This window comes from Stenotrophomonas sp. Steno-C17 (genome assembly GCF_056393165.1).
On the sequence record NZ_JBWJPD010000013.1, the window covers coordinates 1 to 16,199 of the forward strand.

Consider the following 16,199-nt stretch of genomic DNA (forward strand, 5'->3'; position numbering starts at 1 on the left):
AGCATGGCTCGGCGCTACAGGAAGATCAGTCGAGCAAGCTCGACTCTACGGGGGCGCGTTGTCGGCGGTGTCGATCAGCAGCTGGCGGAAGTGCGGCAGCAGCACGCGGTTGCCGTGCCCGCTCAGGTGGTCGTTGTCGAAGAACAGCGGTTGGCCATCGTCCACTGCCTTGCAGACCTCGGGCCCGCATAGCAGTGGCAGTGGGTCCCACACGGTCAACACGGGATAGCGCGCGGCAAGATCGCTCAGCAGTGCCATCTGCGGTGCGCGCAGCATTTCCAGATCGGTGCGGGCCATCTGCAGGCCACCAGCGCAGGCAGGGTTCATGCGGTTGAACCAATCCGAGCAGCGATAGGCGCCGGCCTTGAACAGCGGCAACGGAGCGTCAATCACCACCTGCACGCCCAGCGTCTGCAACCGCTGCAGCACGCGTTCGGCCTCTTCGCGTGCAGCCTGGGCGTCCGCATCCGTGCGCTGCGCCATCAGACGCCGGTAGACGGTCTGCTCGTCCTGGCGGGCCCAGTCGAACCCACGTAGTTCCGGCATGCGCAATGCGGCCAGCAGCACGATGTCACCGGGTCGCGCCTCGCGCTCGATCTGCGAAAGCGTCTGCTCGATGAAGCCTTGGCAGCCGGCCGGGCTGGCGCGCAGCAGGTTCACGAAACTGCAGCCGCCCTGATCGCTCTGCTGCACGCTCATGCCGGTCTGCCGCGCCACCATGCTGGTCATGGTGCGGTAGGCGGCGGCATGCGAATCGCCGGCCACGAACAAGCGTCGCCCGTCCAGGTTCGGCGCCGCAACCGACTCCAGCGGCCGCCACGGCGGATAGCGGCGCGCCTGCCAGGCATGGCTGTCGCGGGTCACGCTGAGCGAGATACGCTCGTGATGTTCAACACTGGCCCACGCGCCCACGCCACACAGCGCCACCAGCAGCAACGCCGATGCCAGCGTCTTGATCGGTGCCCAACGCAGCAAGGGACCGGCGTGCCGCAGCGGTTGCTCGACCAGGTGATAGGACGCAGCCGATACCGCCAGCAACAACACGGGGTATAGCCACAATGCCGCGCCTTGCAGGCCATAGGTCCAACGCAGCAGCACCAGCAGCGGCCAGTGCCACAGGTACAGCGAATACGACAGGCGCCCCAGGTACACCAGCGATGCCCAGCCCAGGACCCGGGCGATACCACCACCTGCCTGCCGGGAAACGCCTGCCAACAGCAGCAGCGTGCCGACCATGGTGATCATTACGCCCGGCACCGGCATGGGCAGATGCGGGGCCATCCATGCGCCGGCCACCAGCAAGGCCAGACCTGCAGGCGCGAGGACGTTCGCGTTCCGGCCACGCTCGCGCGTTTGCATCCATTGGTACAGCAGCGCACCGCCCGCCAGTTCCCAGAACCGCGACGGTAGCAGGTAGAACGCCGCTGTCGGTGCCGTCTGCGCCTGCCAACCTGCCCACAGCAGCGACAGCACGGTGAGCACCGGCAGCAACAGCCGTGCCCACCACCAGCGCTCGCGGCCGCGCAGCCACACCAGGAACAGCAGCGGGAAGATCAGATAGAACTGCTCCTCCACACCCAGCGTCCAGGTATGCAGGAACGGGTTCAGTTCCGCACCGGGCGAGAAGTAGTCATCGTGCTGGCCGGCCAACACGATATTGCTGAGTCCGACCAGCGCGGCCCAGCCGGTCTGGTCGAACTGCTCATTGCGCCACGCGCGTGGAATGAACAATGCCGACAGCACGAACGTGGCCAGCAGCATGACCAGCAGTGCCGGCAGCAAGCGCAGCACGCGGCGCCGATAGAAATCCAACAGAAGAACGCCCAGCGGCTGCGTTGAACGCGACGCCAGCGCCTGGCTGATGACGAAGCCGGAAATGACGAAGAACATGTCCACGCCGGTGAAGCCACCGGGCAACCATGCAGCGTCGATGTGGAAGACGATGACGGCCACTACGGCGAATGCGCGCAGGCCGTCGATGGTGTTGTTGTGGGTATCGCGATGGAACGTCATGCCGCGCATCATCGAAAGCAGCGCCGTCGCAGACAAGCGGCAATGGCGACATCGTGAGTTGTCGCGCCACCTGACGCATTTGACCGGACTATTCCGTCACTTACAGCATCGGGCTTCGTGTTCAACGCTTTCGAATTTCAAGCTTTTCTGATGGGTGCAGTGGCGTTTCCATGCGCATGATGGATCGCCACCGACAACGGGTGGCACGGGACTCCAATCCTGTAGGACAGCTTGTTGTTTACGCTTGCCAGTCGGCGTCGCTTTTCTTGTTCAGCGGCGTCGGCTGGCAATCCGTCCGCGCGTCTTTGGCGGGCGGTGCGTGGAGGGCCTTGTGCCCACCGGAACGAGCTGTCCCCGGTATTGGAGCCACGCACCGTCCGCCGCCCTTGCGCTTTCGCAGGGGCGGCCCCTGCTTCGCACTCAAGGACGCCGCCATGACCGCATCGACCTATCCCCATCTGTTCGCCACGCTCGGCGAAGCCGCCCTGCGTCTTCCTGACGATGTGGCGCGCACGCTGGAAACGACGTTCGTTTCCCTTCAGAAAGGAACATCACGAGGTACCGTCACGCTGCTGGACTGCCTGCAGCACATCCGCCAGGGCGATGCCGCCGACGGTCAGCCGTGGCCGGGAAGAGGCTGCACGCCGGGGCAGCGGTTGGCCTTGGCGCGCATTGATCGCGCCAACGCCGGGCTGACATTCCTGCTGGAACTGCTGCATGCCACCGAGCGCGTGCGGGTGGATGGCGAGGTGAGCCGGGACATGGGCGATGGCCCGCGCGAGGGGCTGCTGCTGGCGTGCCGTGGGTTGGCGGAGTACGTGGATGTGCAGTTGCACGCCGCGTTGTAGAGTCGAGCTTGCTCGACTGTTGCTGAACGCAGTCGAGCAAGCTCGACTCTACGGTGCGGCGCGAGAGGCAGTCGAGCAAGCTCGACGCTACGGCGCGGCGCGAGGGGCAGTCGAGCAAGCTCGACGCTACGGTGCGGCGCGAGAGGCAGTCGAGCATGGCTCGACTCTACGGTGCGGCGCTTCAGGCGAAGTGCTGGTAGCCGCCGTCGGCGGCTTCGCCATCCACGTGCACGCCCTGCCCTTCGGCAATACGGCCGATGCGGGTCAGCGGCAGGTCCAGCGATTCGGCCAGGTAGTGCAGCGCGTCGCGCTGGCTGGCGGCGGCGGTGAAGCACAGTTCGTAATCGTCGCCGCCGCGCAGTGCGCATTCGCGGGCGGTTTCGCGGCCCAGCAACTCACGCAGCGCATTTGAAACCGGCAACAGATCGGCATCGACATGCGCGGCCACCGAACTGCGCGTGGCGATGTGGCCCAGGTCGGCCAGCAGGCCATCGGACACATCCACGGCTGCATGCGCGAACGCGCGCAGACGCAGGCCCAGGGTGACGCGCGGCGTCGGCCGCAGCAGACGCAGGCGCAGGCTTTCGTAGTCGGCCAGCAGCGTGGCCGTGGCCACGTTCAACGCGCCCTGCTGCCACAGGCGCAGCGCGCCAGCGGCATCGCCCAGCGTACCACTGACCCAGATGTCGTCGCCCACCTGCGCGCGGTCGCGACGCAGCGCCTGGCCACGGCCGACCTGGCCCATGGCGGTCACCGTCAGCGACAGCGGACCGCGCGTGGTGTCGCCACCAATCAGCGCGATGTCATGCTGGTCGGCCAGAGCGAAGAAACCATCGGCGAAGGCTTCGATCCAGTCTTCGCTGGCCTCCGGCAACGACAGCGCCAGCGTGCACCACGCCGGGCGCGCGCCCATCGCGGCCAGATCGGAAAGATTGACCGCCAGCGTTTTCCAGCCGATGTCGAAGGCCGGGGTTTCGGCCGGGAAATGCACGCCGCTGTTCAACGTATCGGCGGTGACCACCAGTTGCTCGTTAGGGCGCGGCTGCAGCAGCGCAGCGTCATCGCCAATGCCCAGCACGATGTCGTCGCGCTCGACGGTGCGGGCGCGGATGCGGTCAATGAGGGCGAATTCGGCCAGGGACATGGTGCGCTCCCGAGGGGTAATGGCGATGTCAGGCATCAGTGCCAACCAAGGTTGGCACCTACCAGAAGCGGTGTCTGGGCGGGTTTTCACCCGTGCCAACCAAGGTTGGCACCTACCGAAGGCAGAGTCAGGGCATCCGCCAGAAGCAGAACCGGATCAGTGACCCGATTCGACCTTGCGCCATTCCACGGCGGCACGATCCAGCACGCCGTTGACGTAGGTGTGGCCGTGCTCGGAACCGAAGCGCTTGGCCGATTCGATGGCTTCGTTGATGACCACGCGGTACGGCACGTCCAGGCGGTAGCGCAGCTCGTAGCCGGCCAGGCGCAGCACGGCGCGTTCGATGGCGTCCACTTCTTCGATGCCGCGGTCCAGGTACGGCGCCAGGGCTTCGTCGATGTCACGACGGTTGTCCAGCACGCCATGTACCAGCGCTTCGAAATACGCCAGGTCGGCGATTTCGCGCGCCTGTTCGTGGGCGAACTGGGCAATCAGCGACTGGCCATTGCCACCGGAGATCTGCCACGCGTAGAGCGCCTGCACGGCACGACGGCGGGCGCGCGAGCGCAGCACCGGGTCGATGCCATCGCGGCGGACGGGTTTACCGGAGGGCTTGCCCTGGGTGTTCTTGTTCATGGCAGTTGCTCCAGCAGATTGACCATTTCCAGTGCGGCGAGTGCGACTTCCTCGCCCTTGTTGCCGTGGCTGCCGCCTGCGCGGGCCTCGGCGTCTTCAACGCGTTCCACCGCCAGCACGCCGTTCAGCACCGGCACGCCGAAATCCAGCTGCACGCGCATCAGGCCTTCGGCGCAGCGGTCGGCCACGTGTTCGTAGTGGCGGGTATCGCCACGGATCACGCAGCCCAGGGTAAGGATGGCGGCGTGCTCGTGGGCGGCGGCCAGGCGCGCGGCGACCAGCGGCAGCTCCCAGGCACCCGGCACACGGATCACGTCGACGTTGGCTTCGGCAATGCCGTTGCCGGCCAGGCTCTGGCGGGCGCCAGCGACCAGCGCATCGGTGATGCGGGCGTTCCAGCGGCTGGCCAGGATGGCAAAGCGCGCCGTTTCAGGGGTGCGAAGATCGCCTTCGTAGTGGCTCATAAGCGGCTTGGGGGTTCGATAAGGGGGTAATTCTAGCGTGGATGGGCCCCGGCCGTGGCTGGCTGAGGCCTGGCATCCGCCGGGCATGGCCCGGCGCTACCCGGGTCGGATCCCGCGCCGCGGGCTCCGACCCCATTGGGCGACCGCTACAGGGTCACCGTTTCCACCACTTCCAGGCCGTACCCGGCCAGGCCGACCTGGCGGCGGGGGGTACCCAGCACGCGCAGCTTGCCCAGGCCCAGGTCGGACAGGATCTGCGCGCCGGCACCGTTGCGGCGCCACTGGCCCACGTCCTTGTCCTTGCCCGGAACCACCGGCGCCGGCTGCTGGCGCAGGCGGGCCAGCAGGGCCTCGCCGTCGCGCGGGGCCGACAGCACCACCATCACCCCCGCGCCTTCAGCGGCGATCGCGCGCAGGGCATCGGTGGCGGCCACGCCGAAATCATCGCGGCGCCAATGCAGCAGGTCGGCCAGCGGGTTTTCCACCTGCACCCGCACCAGGGTGGGGGTATCGGCCGCGGGCGTGCCGCGCACCAGGGCGAAATGCAGGTCGTGGGCGATCCGGTCGCGGTAGGTGACCAGCTTGAACGGGCCGAATTCGGTGTCGATGTCGCGCTCGTCCACGCGCTCGACGGTCTTTTCGGTGGCCAGGCGGTAGGCAATCAGATCGGCGATGGAGCCCATCTTCAGGCCGTGCTCGCGGGCGAACACTTCCAGTTCCGGGCGGCGCGCCATGCTGCCGTCGGGGTTCAGGATTTCCACCAGCACGCCGGCCGGCTCCAGCCCGGCCAGCATGGCCAGGTCGACGCCCGCTTCGGTGTGGCCGGCGCGGGTCAGCACGCCGCCGGGCTGGGCGATCAGCGGGAAGATGTGGCCGGGCTGGTGCAGGTCGGCCGGCTTGGCATTGGGCTTCACCGCGGTGCGGATGGTATGGGCGCGATCATGGGCGGAGATGCCGGTGGTCACGCCTTCAGCCGCTTCGATGCTGACGGTGAAGTTGGTCTGGAACTGCGCGGTATTGGACTGCACCATCGGCGCCAGGCCCAGATCGGCCGCGCGGGTGCGGGTCAGCGGCAGGCACACCAGGCCGCGACCGTGGGTGACCATGAAATTGATGTCCGACGGCTTGACCAGCTCGGCGGCCATGATCAGGTCGCCTTCGTTCTCGCGGTCCTCGTCATCGACGATGACGACCATGCGGCCCTGGCGGATGTCTTCCAGGATCTCGGGGATGGGGGCGAAGTTCATGCGCGGGCTCCTTCACCCAACAGCCGCTCGACATACCGAGCGACCAGATCGATTTCCAGGTTCACCGCGCTGCCGACGCTCGTGGCGGAAAACGCAGTGTTGGCCACAGTGTGCGGAATCAGGGCGACTTCAAAGCCTTCGTCATCCACTTCGTTGACGGTGAGGCTGACCCCGTCCACGCAGATCGAGCCCTTCTTGGCGATGTAGCGGCGCAGCGCAGCGGGCGCGGCGAAGCGCCAGCGCTGGGCACGGGCATCTTCGTGGATGGACAGCACCTGGCCGAGCCCATCGACGTGGCCGCTGACCAGATGGCCGCCGAGGCGGTCGGTCGGGCGCATGGCGCGTTCAAGGTTGATGACGGCGCCTTCGGCCAGCTGGCCCAGCGTGGTCAGGCCCAGGGTCTCGGTGGAGGCATCGGCCTGGAAGCTGGTGGCGTCGAACGCGATGACGGTAAGGCACACGCCGTTGATGGCGATGCTCTCGCCCATCTGCACGTGGTCGAACGGCAGGCTGCCGACGTTGAAGGTGAAGCGGACATCGCCGCCGATGGCTTCGCGTGCGGCCAGACGGCCGACGCCTTCGATGATTCCAGTAAACAAGAAACGTTCTCCGCGGAAAGTGAGCGAAAAACGCCGCAAGGCAAACAGGCGGGCGCAGGGCCGCGAAGGCCCTGTGGCACCGTCTTCTTTCATCCGGACTATACCGTCGGCTCCGGCATTGGACCGGATCTGCTGACCCCCAGCCGTGGGCCGGGGCGCTCGCGGGCTCGTGCTTGCGCACCTACCGCCGGTGGGGAATCGCACCCCGCCCTGAAGACGTTTGTGTACCGGCGAACCGGCGCGGCTAGTGTACCAGCCCGGGCTGAACGGGGTGCCCCGGGGTCGGATCCCGTTGCGCAGCAACGGGCTCTGACCCCGTCCGCCGGACCACGAGGGGTCAGAGCCGTTTCCCGCCGGGAAACGGATCCGACCCTGTTTCCCTTTCCAGCTGTGACGAAGGTCCCTCGCATTCTGTGAAGATTTCATTAAACTCAGCCCTCGGTCGACATGACGTCGCCACGGGTTGCCAAGCTGGTATCCCGCCAATGGACTGAAATCCCTAGGAACCTTCATGCGCAAGATCCTGATCGTGGCCGCCCTGCTGGCCGCTGCCCCGCTGTCGGCACAGGCCGAAGCCCTGAGCTACACCTACGTTGAAGGTGGCTGGACCCAGCTGCAGCTGGACAATGGCGGCGGCTCCAAGCCGAAGCTGGACGGCGGCTACGTGCGCGGCTCGTTCGCCATCGCCGAGCAGGTGAACGTCTTCGGCGGCTACTCGACCGTCAGCAAGACCTACAACTGGGACTACTACGACATCAACGTGCGCGCCAAGCAGAAGCTGGAGCAGCCGGAGCTGGGTATTGGTTACCACATGCCGATGACCGACCGCATCGACTTCACCAGCGACATCGCCTGGGTGCGTCTGAACGAAGAGCTGAAGATGTCCTTCGACGGCACCGAAGTGAGCCGCGACAAGGGCCACGTCAACGCCGGCCGCGTCACCCTGGGTGTGCGTGGCAAGCCCTCGCGCCGGACCGAAGCCTGGCTGAAGGCCGGCTACATCGACGGCAGCGACATCGACGGCGAGTGGGTGGGCACGCTGGGCGGCCAGATCAACTTCACCAAGACCTGGGGTCTGGTGGGTGAGGTCCAGGCCTACGACGGCGCGACCCAGTTCTCCGCCGGCGTGCGCGCCAGCTTCTGATTGCCCGATCCTCGTCGTGTAATCGAACGGGCCCCGCAAGGGGCCCGTTTTTTTTCGTGCGGATCGGCTAGGCTTGCGCGCCTCTGGAACAGGAAATCCGTCATGAAGACCCCCCTTCGCACCCTGCTGGCCACCGCGCTGATCGGCGCCCCGTTGCTGGCCGGCGCTGCCCCGGCCGCACTGACCCCGGAACAGACCTTCGATCTGTACGCACGCGCCCTGCTGGAAGATGACAGCGCCGCCACCGCCCGCCTGAACGAGGCGCTGAAGCCGGCCTTCAACGGCGAAGACGCACTGAGCCCGCCGGCCGGTGCGCTGGCCAAGGCACTGGCCGAGCCGTGGCAGGTGGTGCTGGCCGGCGCCGGCGCCAAGGCCGACCCGGCCGCGGCCGAAGCGCTGTATGCCAAGGCCCTGCACGGTTCGCAGTGCCGCGCCACCGGCAGCCAGGTGGAAGACAACGAATACGTGGACGACCAGAAGATCGCCACGGTGCAGTTCCGCTGCCAGGCGGTGGATCTGACCGCCGTGCGCCCGCTGTTCGCCGAAAGCCTGGCCGAAGGCACCCCGGCCACGCGCATCCGCTTCACCGAGGCCTACACCCAGGCCCTGCAGAGCGGCCCGCGCCAGCCGATCACCGGCAGCCTGAAGCTGTACACGGCCAAGGACGGTGCGTTCTGGTACAGCGCCAACTTCGACGATCTGATCGGCCCGGTGGTGGGCGCACTGGCCCCCTTCGACGAGTGGATGCAGGATGCCGCTGCCGCCGAGGCGCCCAAGGTGACCGGCGTACCGGGCTGCGACCTGCTGCTGCAGCAGCACCGCAGCTGCGTGGCCAAGATCGCCCCGGACCAGATCAGCGGCGTGGACGCGATGGCCGAAGAGCTGAAAGCCAAGGCGCAGGTGCAGTCGGCCGAAGCGATGACGCAGGAATGCAAGGCACTGCGCCCGGTGGCGGAAATGATGTGGACCGACGCGTGCGCCTGACGTGCGTGCAGTGAAGCAATGGGGGCTGGCGGCCGCGCTGCTGGCCCCCGCTGCGGCCGATGCCGATCCCTCCATACAGGCATTCGACCTGTATGCGCAGGTGATCGTGCACGGCGACGACGAGGCGCAGGCGACGTTGGCCCGCTATCTGCACAGCGACACAGGCTCGGCCATCGCGGCCGCGCTGGCCGCGATGAGCCACCTGGAGCAGGCGCCCGAACTGGCCGATTGGCCGCGGGCCGCCGCAGCCGTGCGCAAGCGGCAGCGTTCGGCCGGCTGCAGCACCGACAGCGTGCGCTACCCGCAGGCCAACACCGCTGAGGTCAGCTACCGCTGCCGCCTGCCCGATCTATCCGCGTTGCTGCCGGTGTACCGGCAACACCCGGTACCGTTCGGCGGACCGCATCCGCCACAGATGGCCCCCGCCCTGGCCAGCGCCTACACGCGGGCGATGGCGCTGGCGCCCGAGCACGAACAACATGTCAGGATGACGTTCAACCGCGACCGTGAGGACGCGGTCTGGCGCATCGGCAACCCGACACCGTTGATCGCGACGGTGGCCGATGCATTCCTGCCGTTCTTTGAGTGGAACGAACACCTGACCGACGAGACACCCTGATGCCGCGCCTGTTGCTTGCCTTCCTGCTCTTCGCTTCCACCGCATCTGCACAGACACCGCTGCCTACACCGGAGCAGAGTTTTGACCTGTTCGGCAGGTTCATGCTGGAAGGGAACACCGACGCCGAGGCACAGCTGGCCGCATTGACCGGCATGCCCCTGCGCAGCGAACGCTGGGACGATGCGGTCGACCGCATTGTGGTGGGCGATGCAACGGTGGACGATGCGCGCACACGGGTGGGGCGTGAGCTTTCGCGCCAGATAGCGCTGGCACTGCGGCAGACCCATTGCCACAGCACCGGCAGCGAACGCAAGGACAGTGACGATCTGCAGATCGCCATCGTTGCGTACACCTGCCGGGTACCCGACTACGCGGCGGTGCCGGAAGGGACGCCGGACGACGGGGTTCGCGAATCCGGCGAAGAGGATGAACTGGCAGGTGTCAAAGAAATGATCGACCTGCTGCAACGCGCTCCCAAGCGCGACCACACGGGCAACGTATTCCTGGCGCGCGAGGACGAACATGCGGTCTGGGTGCTGCAGGACATGCCGCCGCTGCACCAGTGGATCGAGCTGCTGCTGCCGCTGCCAAAGTAACTGCAGCGCCTGCCTTCGGCAGCGCCGGTTCGTCGCCGGTGGAGGCTTTCAGGCCGCTGAAATTTCGGACAAGTTGCATGGATCTGGGCGCGCAGTCGGCTGATCCTAGGGCACTTCTCCTGCTTTCCCCCCCGCCATGTTCAAACGCTTCTTCGCCCTGCTGCAGGCGTTGCTGCTCGCAGCTTGCTCACCGCCGTCCCCGCCTGCAATGGCCGTCCCCGGCTCAGTGGTCAGCCTGGCGCCACCACCCGGGTTCGCACCGGCCCCCAACTTCTCCGGCTTCGTCAGTGACGATGGACGGGCGAGCATCCTCGTCGCCGAGCTGCCGGTCGAAGCCAGCAGCGCAGTCAGTGAACTGTTCGCGGATGAACCCACCGCGCGCAGCCGCTTCGCCAGTCAGGGGGTGCAGGTTGATCGCCTGGAGTCGCTCAGGATCGCGGGGCGCACGATCCCGGTGGTCATCGGCAGCCAGGTCGCGCATGGTCACACCTTTGAAAAGTGGATGGCGCTGTTCAGCGGGTCTCCCACCGTGCTGATCACGATCCAGGCCCCTGACGATCACGCACTGACACACAAGCAAGCGATGCAGGCCCTGGCCTCGGTCACGCTGGCACCACCCGCCACCCTGGAGCAGAAGGTTGCCGCGCTGCCCTTCAGCGTCGAGCCAGCGCTTCCCTTTCGACGGGTCGATACGCTCTCCGGCTCCGCCATGCTGCTTACGGTCGGCGAACTGGACACCGATCCCGAAGGTCGCCAGCCCTTGGTGATCATCGCGTCCCAGCTCTCGCTTCCGTTCGATTCGGATGATCTGGCCGAAGTATCCGATCAGTTGATTGCAGGCGCTGTCAGGATTCAGGGTGGAACGATCACCTCGAGAGAGAACGTGCCATTTGGCGGCATCACCGGACACCGGGTTGACGGGGTCACACCCGACGGACGCCACTTTCGCCACTATCTCGCCCTGTGGCCGGGTGAACGGTTCGTGCGTCTGGTCGCCATTCTGCCTGCAGACAGTTCCAGCGAAGTGGAAGATGCGGTCGGGGTGATGGCCGCCTCGGTTCGATTCCGCGGGTCATGACGTCGACGATCTGGAGCGGCGAATGCGCATGCTGAAACCCATCGCCCTCCTGCTGCTGGCGGCGCCGCTCACCACTGCCGCCGCGCCTGCCGTGGCGCTCTCGCTGGAAGCGACCTTCGACGCCCATGCACGGGCCGTGTTGCACGACGATGCGCAGGCCAGCATGCAGCTACGCAACAGCCTGCTGACCGCGACCACGGCCGTGCCGGCCGACGTCGAACTGAAAGTCAAAGGCCGCGCCTTCCAGGATCTGGATGAGGTAATGGGCACGCCGATTGCCGACGCGCTGCAGGCACGCCGGCAGACCATCCACTGCCGCGCAACCGGCAGCGATGTTGAGCAAGCCGGAACACTCGGCGTTGGCACCGTAACCTATCGGTGCGTGCTTCCCGACATGTCGGGGTTCTTCGAATCCTACCGCCGCAGCCGATTGCGGATGAAGGAAGGACAGAGCGACCCGATGCAGGACGCGGCTTTCCGCATGGCCTACGCGACGGCGCTGCGCAACGCGCCCGATGGGCTGCACGAAGGAAGCATGCGCCTCATCAGCACCGGCGACGAACCGTGGGACAGCGTTGAGATGCTGCATTTCGACGCCGACATCCGCAGGCTGTTGCTGCCGATGCAGGCATGGGATGAGCGAATCGACCGCGCACCCCCGAAGCCTGTCACGCCCGCAGCAGCAACCTGATGTCTTCGCCCACCTGGCGCTGATCGACCACGCGCAGGCGACGCTGCTGGTCCATCGCTTCGATGCCGAGACCCGCCAGCAGCGGGCGGCCGGTGTCGCCCAGCAAGGTAGGCGCCTGGTACAGCAGCAGCTCATCCACCCAGCCGCCGCGCAGCAGCGCACCGGCCAGGGTGGCACCGGCTTCAGTGTGCACCTCGTTGATGCCGCGCTCGGCCAGCAGCGCCAGCACCGCAGCCAGGTCCAACCGCCCGTCCACGCTGGCCACACTGGCGAATTCGGCATCGGCTGCGTCCGGTGCACTCACCGCTGCATCATGCAGGTACAGCGTGGGCGCCCCACCCTCGCGCACGCGGCTGCATTCCAGCGAGCGCAGGCGTGAATCGAGCACCACGCGCAGCGGTGGCGACACCTCGGTGCCAGCCAATCGCACGGTCAGCATCGGGTCGTCGGCCAGCACGGTGTCGGCACCGGTCAGGATCGCGCCCGCGCGTGCGCGCCAATGCTGCACGTCTTCGCGCGCGGCCGCGCCGGTGATCCATTTCGACGTTCCATCGGCCATCGCCGTGCGGCCATCCAGGCTGGCGGCCAGCTTCACGCGTAGCCACGGCCGGTTGCGCTCCACCCGCGACAGGAAGCCCTTGTTCAACTCGCGCGCCTGCGTGGCCATCAGACCTTCGGCGACGTCGATGCCCGCCGCTCGCAGCAGATCGAAGCCACCGCCATCGACCTGCGGGAACGGATCGCGCATCGCGGCGACCACACGCGAGACACCCGCCTCGATCAGGGCCAGCGCGCACGGTGGCGTGCGCCCATAGTGCGCGCAGGGTTCCAGGGTGACGTAGGCGGTGGCCCCGCGCGCATCGCCGCCCGCTTCGCGCAGGGCGAACACTTCGGCATGCGGGCCGCCGGCACGCTGGTGCCAGCCCCGCCCGACCACGCGCTCGCCGTGGGCGATCACGCAGCCGACCATCGGGTTGGGACGGGTGGTGTAGGCGGCACGCTCGGCCAGACGCAGTGCGTTGGCCATGTGCAGGTGGTCGAGGGCGGAGAACGGAGTCGTCATGGCGCCATGGTAGCGCTGTCGATCCAGTCGGGCATGGCCCGGCGCTACCGGCAATGCTCGCCTCCGTGCCAACCAAGGTTGGCACCTACCAGGCAGCAGGGCGTCAGCCCTTTTTCTTCTTGGTCAGGGCGATCACATCGCCCAGCAGCTGCAGCTGTTCGGTGCTGGACGGCAGGTCGCGTTCCAGCTTCTCGATCTCCTCGCGGAAATCGGCCACGTCTTCGAAACTGCGGTACACCGAAGCGAAGCGCACGTAGCCGACATGGTCGAGCTTGCGCAGTTCGTTCATCACGAACTCGCCCACCTTGATCGAGGGCACTTCGCGTTCGCCGCTGATGCGCAGCTGATGGACGACCGCGCGTACCGCCGCTTCGATCTTTTCTTCCGGCACCGCACGCTTCTGCAGCGCGCGGTCGAAGCCGGCACGCACCTTGCGCTGGTCGAACGCCTCGCGCGTGCCATCGCTCTTGACGATGGCCGGCAGCTTCAGTTCGACGGTTTCCAGCGTGCTGAAGCGCTCGTTGCACGCCTCGCACTCACGCCGACGGCGGATCGTCGCGCCGTCTTCAGAGACGCGCGAATCGATGACGCGGGTATCGGCATGTTGGCAGAAAGGGCAATGCATGGAACGCCTGGCTCAGGGGACAAACTCACGGCCATGGTCATGGCAGCGTCGCAACGGTACCTGAGAAGGCCTTGGGCGGCAAATAGTTGTCCACGTCACGCCTTGCCTGCGGCATGGCGCAGCCACAGCAGATGCGCTGCGGGCACCAGCAACGGCGGCCCCAGCACCAGATAGCCCAGCACCTGCCACGGGCTACCGGTGGTCCAGGCGAAGCCGATGTAGCCCACCACGCCCAACGCGGCCAGCCCGCCCAGCGCCAACCCGATCCACGGCAGCGCGCGGGTGTGCGGCAGTGCGCCGCGGCCCTGCCGCAGGTAGCACACGCTCAGCCACAGCCAGCCAACCAGGCCCGCCAACCCGGCCGCCGACCACAGGAACAGCACGGTGCCCTCGTCGCCGCGCATGAAGGCACTGCGGGTGAGGAAGGTATAGACCCCGAAGCCCGCCACCAGGCCACCGGCCAGCAGCGCGGGCAGGCCGAGCAGCAGGCCATGGGCAATGTAGAGGCGCCGATGCGTGCGCTCATCCATGGTCGCCGTCCTGCTTGGCGGACGATGCCGGGCCCAGCCAGCGCAGCCAGAACAGCACGGTGGCGGGCACCAGCAACGAGGGCCCGGCGAACAGGCTGTTCAACACGGTCAGGCCCAGTTCGGAGAAATAGGTGAGTGCCAGCACCAGCATCGGCAGCGTGGCCAGCATGCCCAGGGCCAGCTGCCACCACCAGCCCGACCAGGCCGCGCGCAGGCCCGCGAAGCCCTTGCGCAGCCAGAACGCACTGAGCATCACCCAGGCCAACAGGCCCGACAGCCCGGCCAGCCCCCACAGCAGCAGGCCGCTGCCGAAGCGCAGACTGTCTGCGTCGACGCGGATGAAGGCGAACACGCCCATCATGGCGGCGATGAAGGCGCCGACCGCGCCCAGCAGCAGGCTGGGCAGGCCGAAGAGCACCGCCAGGGCGATGTAGATGCGTTTGAGACGGCGCTCGTCCATGCGCGGGGTTCCTGCTGGCGGGGTCAGAGCCCTTTCCGTTGGAAAGGGATCCGACCCCCGGGTTCCTGCTGGCGGGGTCAGAGCCCTTTCCGTTGGAAAGGGATCCGACCCCTGCCCTGCTTCAATCAGCCGTAGACCGGGTACTTGCGGCACTGCGCGCTGACCGCATCGCGCACGCGGGCGATGACGGCGTCATCGCTCGGGGCGTCGAGCACGTCGGCGATCCAGTTGGCCAGGTCCACGCAGTCCTGTTCGACATAACCGCGGGTGGTGACGGCCGGGGTGCCCAGGCGCAGGCCCGAGGTCACGAACGGCGAACGCGGGTCGTTGGGCACCGAGTTCTTGTTGACGGTGATGTGGGCTTTGCCCAGCGCGGCTTCCGCGTCCTTGCCGGACACGTCCTTGCCGATCATGTCCACCAGCATCAGGTGGTTCTGGGTGCCGCCGGACACGATCTTGTAGCCGCGCGCGATGAGCGTGGTGGCCATCGCCTGGGCGTTCTTCACCACCTGCTGCTGGTAGGCCTTGAAGCCCGGCTCCAGTGCTTCCTTGAAGGCCACGGCCTTGCCGGCGATGACGTGCATCAGCGGGCCGCCCTGGATGCCCGGGAACACGATCGACTGCAGCTTCTTGACCAGGTCTTCGTCAGCGCCCTTGGCCACGATGATGCCACCGCGCGGGCCGCGCAGGGTCTTGTGGGTGGTGGAGGTGACCACGTGCGCGTGTTCCAGCGGGCTGGGGTACACGCCGGCGGCAACCAGACCGGCCACGTGGGCCATGTCCACGAACAGGTAGGCACCGACCTTGTCGGCGATGGCGCGGAAGCGCGCCCAGTCGATCACCTGCGAATAGGCCGAGAAACCGGCCACGACCATCTTCGGCTTGTGCTCCAGGGCCAGGCGCTCGACTTCGTCGTAGTCGATCAGGCCTTGGTCGTTCACGCCGTACTGCACGGCGTTGAACAGCTTGCCCGAGGCATTGACCTTGGCACCATGGGTGAGGTGGCCGCCGTGGGCCAGGCTCATGCCGAGGATGGTGTCGCCCGGCTGCAGCAGGGCGAAGTACACGGCCTGGTTGGCCTGCGAACCGCTGTGCGGCTGCACGTTGGCGTAGTCGGCCCCGAACAGCTGCTTCAGGCGGTCGATCGCCAGCTGCTCGGCGATGTCCACGTATTCGCAGCCACCGTAGTAGCGCTTGCCCGGGTAGCCTTCAGCGTATTTGTTGGTCAGCTGGCTGCCCTGGGCTTCCATCACGGCCGGGCTGGTGTAGTTCTCGCTGGCGATCAGCTCGACGTGGTCTTCCTGGCGCTGGGTTTCGGCGGCGATGGCCTTGGCCAGTTCGGGATCGTAGGTTTCGATGCGGACGTCACGCGGGAACATCGGTCACTCCAGGCAGTAGGGGGACAGCGGGCCTGCAATTGTAAGCGCGCCGGGGGGCGGCGGCGACCGCAGCCAACGG

The 16,199-nt window shown here is 67.1% G+C and carries 18 protein-coding genes and 1 riboswitch; of the genes, 7 read left to right on the forward strand and 11 right to left on the reverse strand.

All coding sequences use genetic code 11. The features are described from left to right. Nucleotides 1-45 precede the first annotated feature (45 nt). Entirely contained in the window at nt 46-2,013 is a 1,968-nt protein-coding gene (locus tag AC06FA_RS12795) for an acyltransferase family protein (RefSeq protein WP_478068634.1), read from the reverse strand. Between the two features lie 434 nt (nt 2,014-2,447). Here AC06FA_RS12795 and AC06FA_RS12800 point away from each other — a divergent pair, with 434 nt between their 5' ends. After that, nucleotides 2,448-2,861 carry a hypothetical protein gene (locus tag AC06FA_RS12800; RefSeq protein ID WP_478068635.1) on the forward strand — a complete coding sequence of 138 codons (414 nt, stop codon included), beginning with the start codon at nt 2,448-2,450 and terminating at the stop codon, nt 2,859-2,861. 181 nt (nt 2,862-3,042) lie between these two features. Here the strand turns inward: AC06FA_RS12800 and thiL are convergent, their stop codons facing one another. The 5 genes from thiL to AC06FA_RS12825 form a co-directional block, all read right to left on the reverse strand. Then, nucleotides 3,043-4,005 (reverse strand): thiamine-phosphate kinase, encoded by a 963-nt coding sequence (gene thiL / locus AC06FA_RS12805; RefSeq protein ID WP_478068636.1) that lies wholly within the window; start codon nt 4,003-4,005, stop codon nt 3,043-3,045. A 156-nt stretch (nt 4,006-4,161) separates the two neighbouring features. Further along, a complete protein-coding gene (gene nusB, locus AC06FA_RS12810; protein WP_108748505.1) occupies nt 4,162-4,641 on the reverse strand; it encodes a transcription antitermination factor NusB in 480 nt (159 codons plus the stop codon). Continuing rightward, nucleotides 4,638-5,105, reverse strand: a complete 468-nt coding sequence (ribH, locus tag AC06FA_RS12815) for a 6,7-dimethyl-8-ribityllumazine synthase (RefSeq protein ID WP_478068637.1) — start codon at nt 5,103-5,105, stop codon at nt 4,638-4,640. Before ribH ends, nusB begins: the two co-directional genes overlap by 4 nt. A gap of 146 nt (nt 5,106-5,251) precedes the next feature. Beyond that, nucleotides 5,252-6,352, reverse strand: a complete 1,101-nt coding sequence (gene ribB, locus AC06FA_RS12820; RefSeq protein ID WP_478068638.1) for a 3,4-dihydroxy-2-butanone-4-phosphate synthase — start codon at nt 6,350-6,352, stop codon at nt 5,252-5,254. Further along, the gene (locus tag AC06FA_RS12825; RefSeq protein ID WP_478068639.1) at nt 6,349-6,951 is read right to left on the reverse strand and encodes a riboflavin synthase; all 603 of its coding nucleotides are present in this window, start codon (nt 6,949-6,951) and stop codon (nt 6,349-6,351) included. The genes ribB and AC06FA_RS12825 overlap by 4 nt, the downstream gene beginning before the upstream one ends. 77 nt (nt 6,952-7,028) lie before the next feature. After that, a riboswitch (FMN riboswitch) is annotated at nt 7,029-7,173 on the reverse strand. A 289-nt stretch (nt 7,174-7,462) separates the two neighbouring features. Here AC06FA_RS12825 and AC06FA_RS12830 point away from each other — a divergent pair. The 6 genes from AC06FA_RS12830 (at nt 7,463) to AC06FA_RS12855 (ending at nt 12,063) form a co-directional block, all read left to right on the forward strand. After that, the gene (locus AC06FA_RS12830) at nt 7,463-8,095 is read left to right on the forward strand and encodes an outer membrane beta-barrel protein (RefSeq protein WP_478068640.1); all 633 of its coding nucleotides are present in this window, start codon (nt 7,463-7,465) and stop codon (nt 8,093-8,095) included. A 102-nt stretch (nt 8,096-8,197) separates the two neighbouring features. Beyond that, a complete protein-coding gene (locus AC06FA_RS12835; RefSeq protein ID WP_478068641.1) occupies nt 8,198-9,079 on the forward strand; it encodes a hypothetical protein in 882 nt (293 codons plus the stop codon). Between the two features lies 1 nt (nt 9,080). Beyond that, nucleotides 9,081-9,698, forward strand: a complete 618-nt coding sequence (locus tag AC06FA_RS12840) for a hypothetical protein (RefSeq protein WP_478068642.1) — start codon at nt 9,081-9,083, stop codon at nt 9,696-9,698. Continuing rightward, nucleotides 9,698-10,294: a hypothetical protein gene (locus AC06FA_RS12845; protein ID WP_478068643.1), complete on the forward strand. Its 597-nt coding sequence runs from the start codon at nt 9,698-9,700 to the stop codon at nt 10,292-10,294. Before AC06FA_RS12840 ends, AC06FA_RS12845 begins: the two co-directional genes overlap by 1 nt. Nucleotides 10,295-10,430: 136 nt before the next feature. Beyond that, nucleotides 10,431-11,372, forward strand: a complete 942-nt coding sequence (locus AC06FA_RS12850; RefSeq protein ID WP_478068644.1) for a hypothetical protein — start codon at nt 10,431-10,433, stop codon at nt 11,370-11,372. Between the two features lie 22 nt (nt 11,373-11,394). After that, a complete protein-coding gene (locus AC06FA_RS12855) occupies nt 11,395-12,063 on the forward strand; it encodes a hypothetical protein (RefSeq protein ID WP_478068645.1) in 669 nt (222 codons plus the stop codon). Here AC06FA_RS12855 and ribD read toward each other — a convergent pair. From ribD to glyA, 5 genes are all read right to left on the reverse strand, one after another. Further along, complete coding sequence (gene ribD / locus AC06FA_RS12860; protein ID WP_478068646.1) at nt 12,041-13,126, reverse strand: bifunctional diaminohydroxyphosphoribosylaminopyrimidine deaminase/5-amino-6-(5-phosphoribosylamino)uracil reductase RibD; 1,086 nt, start codon at nt 13,124-13,126, stop codon at nt 12,041-12,043. The two genes, AC06FA_RS12855 and ribD, sit on opposite strands and share 23 nt — an antisense overlap. A 103-nt stretch (nt 13,127-13,229) precedes the next feature. Then, nucleotides 13,230-13,751: a transcriptional regulator NrdR gene (gene nrdR, locus AC06FA_RS12865; RefSeq protein WP_108748499.1), complete on the reverse strand. Its 522-nt coding sequence runs from the start codon at nt 13,749-13,751 to the stop codon at nt 13,230-13,232. Nucleotides 13,752-13,846: 95 nt separating this feature from the next. Continuing rightward, complete coding sequence (locus tag AC06FA_RS12870; RefSeq protein WP_478068647.1) at nt 13,847-14,281, reverse strand: hypothetical protein; 435 nt, start codon at nt 14,279-14,281, stop codon at nt 13,847-13,849. Continuing rightward, on the reverse strand, nt 14,274-14,741 hold the full coding sequence (locus AC06FA_RS12875; protein ID WP_478068648.1) for a hypothetical protein: 468 nt from the start codon (nt 14,739-14,741) through the stop codon (nt 14,274-14,276). The genes AC06FA_RS12870 and AC06FA_RS12875 overlap by 8 nt, the downstream gene beginning before the upstream one ends. Nucleotides 14,742-14,866: 125 nt before the next feature. Continuing rightward, a complete protein-coding gene (glyA, locus tag AC06FA_RS12880) occupies nt 14,867-16,120 on the reverse strand; it encodes a serine hydroxymethyltransferase (protein ID WP_478068649.1) in 1,254 nt (417 codons plus the stop codon). Nucleotides 16,121-16,199 lie beyond the last annotated feature (79 nt).